Raw genomic sequence first — 12,599 nt, forward strand, 5'->3', positions numbered from 1 at the left:
CCGGGTCCGGCCGCTCACGCCTGGCGCCTGACCTCCACCATGCGGAAGCGGTTGGCCACGAACGCCGCGTCGCACAGCGCCGCGTTCGCCGCGGGGTTGCCGCCGGAGCCGTGGAAGTCCGAGAAGGCCGCCGTCTGGTTCACATACACCCCGCCGGTCAGGTTCAGCGAGAGCTGCGCGGACTCCTCCAGGCAGACGTCCTCTACGGCGCGCTCCGTCTCCGGCGAGGTCGTGTAGGCGCCGACCGTCATCGCGCCCCTGTGACGCACGGTGTGCCGCAGCAGATCCAGCGCGTCCGCCGTCGAGTCCACGGCGACCGCGAAGGACACCGGGCCGAAGCACTCCGAGAGATAGCCCGGCTCCTCGGCTCCCTCCCAGGTCTTACGGGCGCCGTCGGCCTTCACGAGCGCGGGTGTACGGACCACGGCGTCCGGGAAGTCCGGGTGGGCGATCTCGCGCGAGGCCAGCGCGAGGTCCCCGAGCCCGGCCGCCACGTCCAGCCGGGCCTTCACATCCGGGTTGACCAGCGCGCCGAGCACCGCGTTCGCCCGCGCGTCGTCGCCCAGCAGGCCCGAGACCGAGGCCGCGAGATCGGCGACCACCTCGTCGTACGACTTGTCGCCCGCGTCCGTCGCGATGCCGTCCCGGGGGATCAGCAGATTCTGCGGGGTGGTGCACATCTGGCCGCTGTACAGCGACAGGGAGAAGGCGAGGTTGGCGAGCATTCCCTTGTAGTCGCCGGTGGAGTCGATGACGACGGTGTTGACGCCGGCCTTCTCCGTGTAGACCTGCGCCTGGCGGGCGTGGGTCTCCAGCCAGTCCCCGAAGGCGGTCGAACCGGTGTAGTCGATGATCTTGATCTCGGGCCGTACGGCCAGGGATTTGGCGATGCCCTCGCCGGGGCGCTCCACGGCCAACGCGACCAGATTCGGGTCGAAGCCGGCCTCCGCGAGCACCTCCCGGGCGACTCGCACCGTCAGCGCGAGCGGCAGCACCGCGCGCGGGTGCGGCTTGACGAGCACCGCGTTGCCCGTGGCCAGGGACGCGAACAGGCCCGGATAGCCGTTCCACGTCGGGAAGGTGTTGCAGCCGATCAGCAACGCGATGCCGCGCGGGACGGCGGTGAAGGTCTTGCGCAGCTCAAGAGGGCCGCGCTTCCCCTGCGGCTTCGACCAGTCGGCGGCGACGGGCGTGCGGGTCTGCTCCTGATACGCGTATGCCACGGCCTCCAGGCCGCGGTCCTGGGCGTGCGGCCCGCCCGCCTGGAGCGCCATCAGGAACGCCTGACCGCTGGTGTGCATCACCGCGTGCGCGAACTCGTGGGTCCTCGCGCTGATCCGCGCCAGGATCTCCAGACAGACCAGGGCGCGCGTCTCGGGGCCCGCCTCGCGCCACGCGCCCGCGCCCGCCCGCATGGCGGGCAGCAGCACGTCCGGGTCGGCGTGCGGATACTCCACGTCGAGCGCGGGGCCGTAGGGCGAGATCTCCCCGCCCGTCCAGCCGTCCGTGCCCGGCTGGTCCAGCTCGAAGCGGGTGCCGCGCAGGGCCTGGAAGGCGGCGAGCCCGTCGGCGGCGGCGCTCTCGCCGTACGCCTTGGGGTGCTCGGGATGGGGGGACCAGTAGGCGCGGGTACGGATCGCGTCGAGGGCCTGATCGAGCGTGGACCGGTGCTTATCGGCGAGCTGCTGGGGGCTGAGCTGGGCGGCCATCACGGACCAACTCCTCATCGAGCGTGGCAGGGACACAAGCCGGCGGACAGAGTTAGAGTAACCGAACGATCGGTCGGGACAAGGGGGTCCGGCCAACCTGTGGACAACTCGGCCGCGGGCACGTCACCGAGCCAGATACGGGAGGATTGCGTCCATGACAGCAATCGAGCCGCACCGCGTCGTCGCGGTCGTCGGCACCGGCACGATGGGACAGGGCATAGCGCAGGTGGCGCTGGTCGCCGGTCATGCCGTACGGCTCTACGACGCCGTGCCCGGCCGGGCGGAACAGGCCGCCACCGCCCTCGCCGCACGCCTCGACCGGCTGGTCGAGAAGGGCCGGCTCGACGCCTCGGCGCGCGACACGGCGCTGACCCGGCTGCACCCGGCCACCCACCTCGCCGACCTGTCCGACGCCGCGCTCGTGGCCGAAGCCGTCCTGGAACGGCTCGCCGTCAAACAGGAGCTGTTCGCGGCGCTGGAGGACATCGTGGCCGACGACTGTCTGCTGGCCACCAACACCTCCTCGCTCTCCGTCACGGCCGTCGCGGGCGCGCTGCGCCACCCCGGCCGCTGCGTCGGACTGCACTTCTTCAACCCGGCGCCGCTCCTTCCGCTCGTGGAGGTCGTCAGCGGCGCGGCGACCGACCCGGCCGCCGCCGCGCGCGCGTACGCGACGGCTGCCGCCTGGGGCAAGACACCCGTGCGCTGCGCCGACACCCCGGGCTTCGTCGTCAACCGCGTCGCGCGCCCCTTCTACGCCGAGGCGCTGCGGGTGTACGAGGAGGGCGCCGCCGACCCCGCCACGATCGACGCCGTCCTCCGTGAGTGCGGTGGCTTCCGGATGGGCCCCTTCGAGCTGACCGATCTGATCGGCCAGGACGTCAACGAGGCCGTCACCCGTTCGGTCTGGGAGTCCTTCTTCCAGGACGTGAGGTTCACGCCCTCGCTCGCGCAGCGCAGGCTCGTGGAGGCGGGACGGCTGGGCCGCAAGTCGGGCCAGGGGTGGTACGCGTACGGCGCGGACGCCGCCCCGCGCGCTGAGGCGCACACCGCCGGGCCGCGGCGGGCGCCAGGCTCCGTCACCGTCCGGGGCGATCTCCGCGCCGCCGCCGCGCTGCCCGGACTGTTCCAGGAGGCGGGCATCGACGTCGTCTTCAAAGAGGACGGCGGCACGAGCTGTCCTGGCTGGATCGAACTGTGCGACGGCGCGCGGCTGCTCCTCGCGGACGGTGCGGCGGCCGACCACGCGTCCGTGCCCGTCGTCCACTTCGATCTGGCCCTGGACTACCGGGCCGCGACCCGCGTCGCGCTCGCTCCCGCCGCCGCGGTGACCCCGGCGGCCCTGGCGGAGGCCGTCGGGCTCTTCCAGGCGCTCGGCAAGGACGTCAGCGTCATCGCCGACATCCCCGGCATGATCGTCGCCCGTACGGTCGCGATGCTCGCGGACTTCGCGCTCGACGCGGCGGCACGCCGGGTGGCAGCCCCCGAGGACATCGACACCGCGATGCGACGCGGCGTCAACTACCCGCGCGGCCCCGTCGAGTGGGGCGCTGAACTGGGCGCGCGCTGGGTGCGCGACACCCTGGAGGCCCTGCACGAGGAGTACCCCACCGGCCGCTACGCCCCTTCCCAGGCCCTGCGCCGCCTGGCAGCCGCCCAGGAGGACGACGCCTCATGACCACCGCCAAGCGCGACACCTACACGCCCGAGACCCTGCTGACCGTGGCCGTCCGCGTCTTCAACGAGCGCGGCTACGACGGCACGTCCATGGAGCACCTCTCGAAGGCCGCCGGGATCTCCAAATCGTCGATATACCACCACGTGGCCGGCAAGGAGGAGCTGCTGCGCCGCGCGGTCAGCCGCGCTCTCGACGGCCTCTTCGGCATCCTCGGTGAGGAGGGCGCCACCCGGGGGCGGACGATCGCACGCGTCGAGTACGTGACCCGCCGCACCGTCGAGGTGCTGATGGCCGAGCTGCCGTATGTGACGCTCCTGCTGCGGGTCAGGGGCAACACGCAGACCGAGCGCTGGGCGATGGAGCGGCGCAGGGAGTTCGACCAGCGCGTGGCCGACCTCCTCAAGGCCGCCGCCGCGGACGGCGATCTGCGGGCCGACATGGACATCAGGCTGGCGACCCGGCTGCTCTTCGGCATGGTCAACTCCCTGGTGGAGTGGTACCGGCCGCAGGCGGCCGGCGGCTACGACCGCGAGCAGGTGGCCGACGCCGTCGTACGGCTGGCCTTCGACGGACTGCGCACGGCTCCGTAGCAGACCTCCCGGGGCGTCGCGGACACCGACTAGTTCCTGTCCGGGCGTTCCGGCCCCGGCAAAGATCGCCCGGACAGGACCCGGGTTCGGCTCCCGGCAGGATCGCCCGGACAGGGCCAGGGCTCGTGCGCGGCTACTCCCGGTCCGGCGGCGGGGTGCCCGGTGTCAGGTCCGTCTCCTCGAACACCAGCAGGGTGCGGGTGGAGAGCACCTCCGGAATCGCCTGGATGCGGGTGAGCACCAGCTCGCGCAGGGTCCGGTTGTCCGGGGTGTGCACCAGCAGCAGTACGTCGAAGTCTCCGCTGACCAGGGCGATGTGCGTGGCCCCCGGCAGCTCCTGGAGCTGTTCGCGCACGGTGCGCCACGAGTTCTGGACGATCTTCAGGGTGACGTAGGCGGAAGCGCCCTGCCCCGCTCGTTCGTGGTCGATCCTGGCGCCGAAGCCGCGGATCACGCCGTCGTCGATCAGCCGGTTGATCCGGGCGTAGGCGTTGGCGCGCGAGACGTGGACGCGGTCGGCCACCGACCGTATCGAGGCGCGGCCGTCCGACTGGAGGATGCGCAGGATGTCACGGTCGATGGAGTCCAGGGGGCGCGCCGCGGCGACCGGCTCCGTGCCGCCGCCGTACCCCTCGCCGTACCCGGTTTCGGGGCCTCTGCCGAAGCTGTCGGCCATTTGTTCAGCTTCCACGTCTCCCCGCCTCTCCGTCATGGACGAGCTGCGTCGATCCCAGCCTGTGGAGAACCGTTTGTCCACAGGCTGAGGGCGTGTGTAGCCAAAATGGCCCGACGACCGAACAATCGGTAGGTGAGGCGTGCCACATTCAGGCACCCCGTCTGCCCGCTCCCACGAGGAGGTGCACGCGCGTGAAGAAAAGCAGTACGTCGGTCCAGGAGCTGCCCGCCGCCGCGGCCTACCGGCCCACCCCGCCCCCGGCCTGGCGGCCGCGCACCGATCCCGCACCGCTGCTCCCCGACCCCGAGCCGTACCGGGCGCTGGGGACGGACGCCGCCGCGGACGCGGATCCCGCGCTGCTGCTGCGGCTCTACACCGAGCTGGTCCGCGGCCGCAGGTACAACACGCAGGCCACGGCGCTCACCAAGCAGGGCAGGCTCGCGGTCTATCCGTCGAGCACCGGCCAGGAGGCGTGCGAGGTGGCCGCCGCGCTGGTGCTGCGCGCACAGGACTGGCTCTTCCCCAGCTACCGCGACACCCTGGCGGTCGTGGCGCGCGGGCTCGACCCCGTGCAGGCTCTGACGCTGCTGCGCGGCGACTGGCACACCGGCTACGACCCCCACGAGCACCGTGTCGCCCCGCTGTCCACGCCGCTCGCCACCCAGCTGCCGCACGCCGTCGGGCTGGCGCACGCGGCCCGGCTCAAGGGCGACGACGTGGTGGCGCTCGCGCTGGTGGGCGACGGTGGCACCAGCGAGGGCGACTTCCACGAGGCGCTCAACTTCGCGGCCGTCTGGCGCGCTCCCGTCGTCTTCCTCGTCCAGAACAACGGCTTCGCCATCTCGGTGCCGCTCGCCAAGCAGAGCGCGGCGCCCTCCCTGGCCCACAAGGCCGTCGGGTACGGCATGCCGGGCCGGCTGGTCGACGGGAACGACGCGGTGGCGGTGCACACGGTGCTCGGGCAGGCCATGGAGCGCGCGAGGCGTGGCGAGGGGCCGACCCTGGTCGAGGCCGTGACCTACCGCGTCGACGCCCATACGAACGCCGACGACGCCACGCGCTACCGGGACGCGCAGGAGGTCGATACCTGGCGGGCGCACGACCCGATCCGGCTGCTGGAGCACGAGTTGACGCGGCGCGGGCTGCTCGACGAGGAGGGCATCGCCGAGGTCGCCGAGGCGGCCGAGGAGATGGCCGCGCGGCTGCGCGAGCGGATGAACGCGGAGCCGGCGCTCGACCCGATGGACCTGTTCGCCCATGTCCACGCGGAGCGCACGTCCCAGCTGCGCGAGCAGGAGGCCCAGCTCCGCGCCGAGCTGGCCGCCTCCGCCGGTGAAGGGGCCGGTGACCAGCGATGACCGGCGTCGGGACGCTTCCCCTCGCGGCCGAGGCCGCCAAGCCCGCCACCATGGCACAGGCGCTGCGGCGCGCGATGCGCGACGCGATGGCCGCGGACCCGTCGGTGCACGTCCTCGGAGAGGACGTCGGTACGCTCGGCGGTGTCTTCCGGATCACCGACGGGCTCGCGGCGGAGTTCGGGGACGAGCGCTGCACGGACACCCCGCTCGCGGAGGCGGGCATCCTGGGCGCGGCCGTGGGGATGGCGATGTACGGGCTGAGGCCCGTCGTGGAGATGCAGTTCGACGCCTTCGCCTATCCGTCGTTCGAACAGCTCATCAGCCACGTGGCGAAGATGCGCAACCGCACGCGCGGGGCGATGCCCCTGCCGATCACCGTGCGGGTGCCGTACGGCGGCGGGATCGGCGGCGTCGAGCACCACAGCGACTCCTCCGAGGCGTACTACATGGCGACTCCGGGGCTCCATGTCGTCACCCCCGCGACGGTGGCCGACGCGTACGGGCTGCTGCGCGCCGCGATCGCCTCGGACGATCCGGTGGTCTTCCTGGAGCCGAAGCGGCTCTACTGGTCGAAGGCGCCGTGGTCGCAGGACGCGCCCGCCGAGGTCGAGCCGATCGGCCGGGCGGTCGTGCGGCGGAGCGGGCGCACCGCCACGCTGATCACGTACGGGCCGTCCGTGCCGGTCTGTCTGGAGGCGGCCGAGGCCGCCCAGGAGGAGGGCTGGGACCTGGAGGTCGTCGACCTGCGCTCCCTGGTGCCGTTCGACGACGAGACGGTGGCCGCGTCGGTACGGCGGACGGGGCGCGCGGTCGTCGTCCACGAGTCCACCGGCTTCGGCGGTCCCGGCGGGGAGATCGCCGCCCGGGTCACCGAGCGCTGCTTCCACCACCTTGAGGCACCGGTCCTCCGGGTGGCCGGATTTGATATTCCGTATCCGCCGCCGATGCTGGAGAGGCACCATCTTCCGGGAGTGGACCGGGTGCTGGACGCGGTAGCGCGGCTTCAGTGGGAGACGGAGAACTGATGGCCCAGGTGCTGGAATTCAAACTGCCCGATCTCGGAGAAGGGCTGACCGAGGGCGAGATCGTGCGCTGGCTGGTGGCGGTGGGCGATGTCGTCGCCGTCGACCAGCCGGTCGTCGAGGTCGAGACGGCCAAGGCGATGGTCGAGGTGCCCTGCCCCTACGGGGGCGTGGTGACGGCGCGCTTCGGCGAGGAGGGGACGGAGCTGCCGGTGGGCGCGCCGCTGCTGACGGTGGCGGTGGGCGCCTCGCAGGGGCCGACGGAGGCGGACGGGGCCGCGCCCGAGCCCGCCGCCGCGCCGTCGCCCGCTCCGGTGGCCGCGCCCGAGCCGGTGGCGCCGACCGCGGCCGGCGCGACGGCCGGCCCGGGGGAGGCGTCGGGCAATGTGCTGGTCGGGTACGGGACAGGGGCTCCGGCTGCCCGCCGCCGCCGGGTACGGCCGGACGGCTGGGCCCGGCCGTCCCGTGCGGCGGCGCACTCCGGTCCGGCCGGTCCGGTGAACGGTACGGCGGGGGCACCGCCGCAGGGGCCCGTGCCGGTCGTCTCCCCGCTGGTGCGCCGACTGGCCCGCGAGCACGAAGTGGATCTGCGCGGGCTGACCGGCTCGGGCCCGGACGGTCTGATCCTGCGCTGCGACGTCGAGCGGGTGATCAGGGAGAGCGCGGCGATCGCCGCGAGCACGACCGCGTCCGCGTCCGCCGTATCGGCCGCGGTGCCGGTGGCCGTACCCGCGCCGGAGCCGGTCGTCACCGCTTCTCCCGCTCCCGCTCCCGTGTCCGTCGCCGGGGCCGTCCACGCCGGGGCCACCCGGGTGCCGCTGCGGGGGGTACGGGGCGCGGTCGCGGACAAGCTCGCGCGCAGCCGCCGCGAGATCCCCGACGCGACGTGCTGGGTCGACGCGGACGCCACCGAGCTGATGGCCGCCAGGGCGGCGATGAACGCGGCGGGCGGCGCGAAGATATCGCTGCTCGCCCTGCTGGCCCGGATCTGCACCGCGGCGCTCGCCCGCCATCCCGAGCTGAACGCGACGGTGGACATGGCGGCCCGCGAGGTCGTCCGCCTGCCCGCGGTGCATCTCGGGTTCGCCGCCCAGACCGACCGGGGGCTGGTCGTCCCCGTCGTGCGGGACGCGCAGCTGCGCTCCGCCGAGTCGCTGAGCGCCGAGATCGCGCGGCTGACGGAGGCGGGCCGGGCCGGACGGCTGACACCGGCCGATCTGACGGGCGGCACGTTCACGCTCAACAACTACGGGGTGTTCGGCGTCGACGGCTCCACGCCGATCATCAACCACCCGGAGGCGGCGATGCTCGGAGTCGGCCGGATCGTGCCCAAGCCGTGGGTGCACCGAGGAGAGCTGGCGGTGCGTCAGGTGGTCCAGCTGTCGCTCACCTTCGACCATCGGGTCTGCGACGGCGGCACGGCGGGCGGTTTCCTGCGCCATGTGGCGGACTGCGTCGAGCAACCGGCGGTGCTGCTGCGCACGTTGTAGAGGTGGGAACCCCGCGGGGGGCGTCCGGGCAGGAGCCGCCTCATGTGCTTCGCACACGGACGGCGGCTCATACTTCAACCATGACCGCCTATGACGCCATCGTGCTCGCCGGAGGTGCCGCGAAGCGGCTCGGTGGGGTCGACAAACCGGCTGTACGGATCGGGGGCCGACGCCTGCTCGACCGGGTGCTCGGGGCCTGCGCGCAGGCCGGGACCACGGTGGTCGTCGGCGGCAGACGGCCCACCGCGCGCCCGGTGCGCTGGGCGCGCGAGGATCCGCCGGGCGGTGGGCCGCTCGCCGCGCTCGACGCGGGGGTGCGGGCTCTCGACGCCCGTGCCGAGACCGTGGTCGTCCTCTCGGCCGATCTCCCTTTCCTGGAGCGGTCGACCGTCCAGCGGCTGATCGCGACGCTGGACACCGAGGGCCGCGAGGCCGCGCTGCTCACCGACGCGGACGGCCGGGACCAGCCCCTGGTCGCCGCCTACCGGGCGGAGCCGCTGCGCCGCGAGATCGCCCTTCTCGCGACCGAGTACGGCAGCCTCGCCGGTCTGCCGCTGCGGCTCCTCGCGGCGGAACTCGACCTCGCCCGGGTCGGGGGTGACCCGTTCGCCTCCTTCGACTGCGACACCTGGGAGGACATCTCCACGGCCCGCGCCCGGATCAGAGAGCATGGGACCGTGCTGGACGAATGGATGACCGCAGTCAAGGACGAACTCGGTATCGAGCTGGACGTCGATACCCATGTCCTCCTCGATCTCGCCCGCGACGCCGCGCACGGCGTCGCCAGGCCCGCCGCGCCGCTGACGACTTTTCTGGTCGGTTACGCGGCGGGCAGGGCGGCCGGAGACGGCCCCGAAGCAGTGGCCGAGGCGTCACGCAAGGCCACGGCGCTCGCCCTCCGCTGGGCCGAGGAGGCGGACGGGGCGGACAAGCCGGGCGGCGGAAGTGCCGGGGGCGGGGCCGAGGGGACCGGCGCCGGATGAGCGGCCACGACCGTGAGGACGAGGGGATCGACGGGGTCGAGGACGCTCTCGCCCTCGTCGGCCGAGGGGCGGCGAGGGCGCACGCGCGCCATCAGGACCCGGGCCGGGGTACGGAGCGCTCGCGGGGCGCCGCCGACCGCGAGCCGCGCGACCAGCCGGACCACCGCGACCAGAGCGACCGGCACGGCCGAGGCGGAAGCCGGGGCCCGGCCGCCGGAGCCGCGCCGGTGGACCGCCGCGGCGCCATGCCATGGTCTGCCGCCCGCGCGCTCGCGTCCCGCGTCGCGCGTGCCACCGAGTCGGGGCAGCTCGCCCGCGCCCGCCGGGTCCCCCTCGACCGGGCGCTGGGCCTGATCCTCGCGGAGCCGCTGACCGCGCTCACCGACCTGCCGTCCTTCGACACCTCCGCCATGGACGGCTGGGCGGTCTCCGGTCCGGGCCCCTGGTCCGTCCATGCCGCGTCCGCCGCGTCCGCCGCGTCCGCCGTGTCCGCAGAGTCCGCCGTGCCCGGCACGTCCGGCACGTCCGACGCGTCCGGCACACAGGCCGCACCGAGCACACAGGCGACTCCGGGCAAGCCGTCCAAGGGACCGGCGCGGAAGACCTCTCCGGCGGGCATACTCGCCGGGCAGGCCGAGGCCGAGCCGCTCCCCGACGGAGTGGCCGTACGGATCGCCACCGGCGCCCGCGTCCCGGCCGACACCACCGCCGTGATCCGCACCGAACACGCGCGTACGGACAGCACCGGCCATCTCCACGCCGTACGCCAACCGACCCCCGGCCAGGACATCAGGTCACGCGGCCAGGAGTGCCGCTCCGGCGACCGGCTGCTGCCCACCGGCTCGCTGGTGACGCCCGCCGTGCTGGGCCTGGCCGCTGCCGCGGGCTACGACGAACTGCTGACCGTCCCGCGCCCGCGCGTCGAGGTTCTCGTCCTCGGCGATGAGCTGCTGACCGGGGGACTGCCGCACGACGGGCTGATCCGCGACGCCCTGGGACCGATGATCGCGCCCTGGCTGCGCGCTCTCGGCGCCGAGGTCCTCGCCACCCGGCGCCTCGGTGACGACGCCGAGGCGCTCCACCGCGCCCTCACCGCGTCCGAGGCGGATCTGATCCTCACCACCGGAGGGACGGCGGCGGGGCCGGTCGACCATGTGCACCCGGTGCTCGCACGGGTCGGCGCCGAGCTGCTGGTGGACGGGGTCGCCGTCCGGCCGGGCCACCCCATGCTGCTGGCCCGGCTGCCCTCGGGACGCCACCTCGTGGGCCTCCCCGGCAATCCGCTCGCCGCCGTATCCGGCCTGCTGACCCTCGCCGAACCGCTGCTGCGTGCCCTGTCCGGCCGGGCGCGGTCGGCCCCGTACCACGCACCGCTGCGGGAGCCGGTCCCCGGTCACCCGCACGACACCCGGCTGGTGCCCTTCGTCTACCGTGACGAGGGCCTCGTACCGCTACGTTTCCACGGGCCCGCCATGTTGCGAGGCATCGCCGCCTCCGACGGGATCGCGGTGGTCACGCAGGGGGGCGCGCGGCCCGGCGACGAACTGGAAGTACTCGACCTGCCCTGGACGGCATCGGTCGACGGAGGGTGTTTCACGTGAAACTTCCCGGCCACGACGCGATGGCCAGGCACGCGGACGAGTATCTGGTCACCGCGCGGGTGAAGCTGCCGCGCCGAAAGGTCGTACGGCCGCTGCGGCAGGTCAGCAGAAGGCTGTTGATGGCCTTGGTCGTGCTCGCCCTGACGGTGTTCATCGTCTACATCGACAAGGAGGGCTACCACGACAACGCGGACAACTCGGTCGACTTCCTCGACTCCGTCTACTACGCGACCGTCACGCTCTCCACCACGGGGTACGGCGACATCGTTCCGTACAGCTCCGGCGCGCGGCTGGCCAATGTGCTGCTGGTGACCCCGCTACGGGTCCTCTTCCTCATCATCCTGGTCGGTACGACTCTTGAGGTGCTCACGGAGCGCACCCGCGAGGAGTGGCGGCTGAACCGCTGGAGGTCCAACTTGCGTGACCACACCGTCATCGTCGGCTACGGCACCAAGGGACGCTCGGCGATGCAGACCCTGTGCGCGACGGGTCTGAAGAAGGAGCAGATAGTCATCGTCGACCCCTCGGGAAAGGTCATCGAAGCCGCCAACGCCGAAGGCTTCGTGGGGGTCCTCGGGGACGCCACCCGCAGCGATGTGCTGTTGCGTGCCGAACTCCAGCGGGCCCGGCAGATCGTCATCGCCACCCAGCGCGACGACACCGCCGTACTGGTGGCGCTGACCGCGCGTCAGCTCAACCGTGGCGCGAAGATCGTCGCGGCGGTGCGCGAGGAGGAGAACGCGCCACTGCTCCGCCAGTCCGGCGCGGACGCCGTCATCACCAGCGCCAGCGCCGCCGGACGCCTCCTCGGGCTCTCCGTGCTCAGCCCCAGTGCCGGTACCGTGATGGAAGACCTCATCCAGCAGGGCAGCGGCCTCGACCTCATCGAACGCCCGGTCATAAAGGCCGAGGTGGGGCGGAATGTGCGGGAGACGGACGACCTGGTGGTCAGCGTCCTGCGCGGACACCGGCTCCTCGGCTACGACGACCCGGCCGCGAGCCCGCTCCAGCTCACCGACCGTCTGATCACCATCGTCCGCGCGAGCAGCCTCACGGCCCCGGACGGCTCCCACTGACCCCAGAGGGCGACAGAGGGGGTCAGACAGGGCCTGGAGAGGGCCGGGACCTCGGTCCGCACGCCATGCGATGCCGGGTGCCGCTCTCCGTATCCGCCGCGTATCCGCCGCGCTGTCTGTACCCGGCCGAGCCACCCACCGTGGGGTTCGGCCGGGAGCCGTCCTCGCCGGAGTAGCCTCGCCGCCATGCATGCAATCACGATTCCGGAACCCGGGGGCCCCGAGGCGCTCGTGTGGGCCGAGGTGCCCGATCCCGTACCCGCCGAGGGGGAGGTGCTCGTCGAGGTGGCGGCCAGCGCCGTCAATCGCGCGGATCTGTTGCAGCGCCAGGGCTTCTACGATCCGCCGCCCGGCGCCTCCCCGTACCCCGGTCTTGAGTGCGCGGGGCGTATCGCCGCGCACTCAAGACCGGGGTA

11 protein-coding genes are annotated in these 12,599 nt (G+C 73.2%); 9 read left to right on the forward strand and 2 right to left on the reverse strand.

All coding sequences use genetic code 11. From position 1 onward, the window contains the following. Positions 1–14: 14 nt before the first annotated feature. On the reverse strand, positions 15–1,709 hold the full coding sequence (gene paaN, locus DVH02_RS20660) for a phenylacetic acid degradation protein PaaN (protein ID WP_114625318.1): 1,695 nt from the start codon (positions 1,707–1,709) through the stop codon (positions 15–17). Positions 1,710–1,863: 154 nt separating this feature from the next. On the opposite strand from paaN, the gene DVH02_RS20665 reads away from it, so the two are divergent. Together DVH02_RS20665 and DVH02_RS20670 are read left to right on the forward strand one after the other, a co-directional pair. Further along, positions 1,864–3,387: a 3-hydroxyacyl-CoA dehydrogenase gene (locus DVH02_RS20665; protein WP_114625319.1), complete on the forward strand. Its 1,524-nt coding sequence runs from the start codon at positions 1,864–1,866 to the stop codon at positions 3,385–3,387. Next, a complete protein-coding gene (locus DVH02_RS20670; protein ID WP_114625320.1) occupies positions 3,384–3,977 on the forward strand; it encodes a TetR/AcrR family transcriptional regulator in 594 nt (197 codons plus the stop codon). Before DVH02_RS20665 ends, DVH02_RS20670 begins: the two co-directional genes overlap by 4 nt. 133 nt (positions 3,978–4,110) lie before the next feature. Here the strand turns inward: DVH02_RS20670 and DVH02_RS20675 are convergent, their stop codons facing one another. Beyond that, positions 4,111–4,689 (reverse strand): Lrp/AsnC family transcriptional regulator, encoded by a 579-nt coding sequence (locus tag DVH02_RS20675; protein WP_233518349.1) that lies wholly within the window; start codon positions 4,687–4,689, stop codon positions 4,111–4,113. Positions 4,690–4,844: 155 nt separating this feature from the next. On the opposite strand from DVH02_RS20675, the gene pdhA reads away from it, so the two are divergent. From pdhA to DVH02_RS20710, 7 genes are all read left to right on the forward strand, one after another. Then, positions 4,845–6,011, forward strand: coding sequence for a pyruvate dehydrogenase (acetyl-transferring) E1 component subunit alpha (gene pdhA, locus DVH02_RS20680; RefSeq protein WP_114625321.1), 1,167 nt, complete (start codon positions 4,845–4,847; stop codon positions 6,009–6,011). Next, positions 6,008–7,036 carry an alpha-ketoacid dehydrogenase subunit beta gene (locus DVH02_RS20685; RefSeq protein WP_114625322.1) on the forward strand — a complete coding sequence of 343 codons (1,029 nt, stop codon included), beginning with the start codon at positions 6,008–6,010 and terminating at the stop codon, positions 7,034–7,036. Before pdhA ends, DVH02_RS20685 begins: the two co-directional genes overlap by 4 nt. Further along, a complete protein-coding gene (locus DVH02_RS20690; protein WP_114625323.1) occupies positions 7,036–8,523 on the forward strand; it encodes a dihydrolipoamide acetyltransferase family protein in 1,488 nt (495 codons plus the stop codon). Before DVH02_RS20685 ends, DVH02_RS20690 begins: the two co-directional genes overlap by 1 nt. Before the next feature lie 80 nt (positions 8,524–8,603). Continuing rightward, complete coding sequence (locus DVH02_RS20695) at positions 8,604–9,506, forward strand: NTP transferase domain-containing protein (protein ID WP_114625324.1); 903 nt, start codon at positions 8,604–8,606, stop codon at positions 9,504–9,506. After that, a complete protein-coding gene (locus DVH02_RS20700; RefSeq protein ID WP_114625325.1) occupies positions 9,503–11,107 on the forward strand; it encodes a molybdopterin molybdotransferase MoeA in 1,605 nt (534 codons plus the stop codon). Before DVH02_RS20695 ends, DVH02_RS20700 begins: the two co-directional genes overlap by 4 nt. Positions 11,108–11,127: 20 nt before the next feature. Beyond that, positions 11,128–12,183: a potassium channel family protein gene (locus DVH02_RS20705; RefSeq protein ID WP_114625328.1), complete on the forward strand. Its 1,056-nt coding sequence runs from the start codon at positions 11,128–11,130 to the stop codon at positions 12,181–12,183. 186 nt (positions 12,184–12,369) lie between these two features. Then, positions 12,370–12,599 (forward strand): alcohol dehydrogenase catalytic domain-containing protein (locus DVH02_RS20710; protein ID WP_407697656.1); only part of this gene is annotated, 230 nt, incomplete at its 3' end.

It is taken from the genome of Streptomyces corynorhini, assembly GCF_003346515.1.
In the GTDB taxonomy this organism is placed as follows: Bacteria; Actinomycetota; Actinomycetes; order Streptomycetales; family Streptomycetaceae; genus Streptomyces; species Streptomyces corynorhini.

Excerpts from the sequence above, each read along its gene's own strand:
- paaN (WP_114625318.1), bottom strand. The coding sequence starts at position 1,709 with ATGGCCGCCCAGCTCAGCCCCCAGCAGCTCGCCGATAAGCACCGGTCC.
- DVH02_RS20665 (WP_114625319.1), top strand. The coding sequence starts at position 1,864 with ATGACAGCAATCGAGCCGCACCGCGTCGTCGCGGTCGTCGGCACCGGC.
- DVH02_RS20670 (WP_114625320.1), top strand. The coding sequence starts at position 3,384 with ATGACCACCGCCAAGCGCGACACCTACACGCCCGAGACCCTGCTGACC.
- DVH02_RS20675 (WP_233518349.1), bottom strand. The coding sequence starts at position 4,689 with ATGACGGAGAGGCGGGGAGACGTGGAAGCTGAACAAATGGCCGACAGC.
- DVH02_RS20685 (WP_114625322.1), top strand. The coding sequence starts at position 6,008 with ATGACCGGCGTCGGGACGCTTCCCCTCGCGGCCGAGGCCGCCAAGCCC.
- DVH02_RS20690 (WP_114625323.1), top strand. The coding sequence starts at position 7,036 with ATGGCCCAGGTGCTGGAATTCAAACTGCCCGATCTCGGAGAAGGGCTG.
- DVH02_RS20695 (WP_114625324.1), top strand. The coding sequence starts at position 8,604 with ATGACCGCCTATGACGCCATCGTGCTCGCCGGAGGTGCCGCGAAGCGG.
- DVH02_RS20700 (WP_114625325.1), top strand. The coding sequence starts at position 9,503 with ATGAGCGGCCACGACCGTGAGGACGAGGGGATCGACGGGGTCGAGGAC.
- DVH02_RS20705 (WP_114625328.1), top strand. The coding sequence starts at position 11,128 with ATGGCCAGGCACGCGGACGAGTATCTGGTCACCGCGCGGGTGAAGCTG.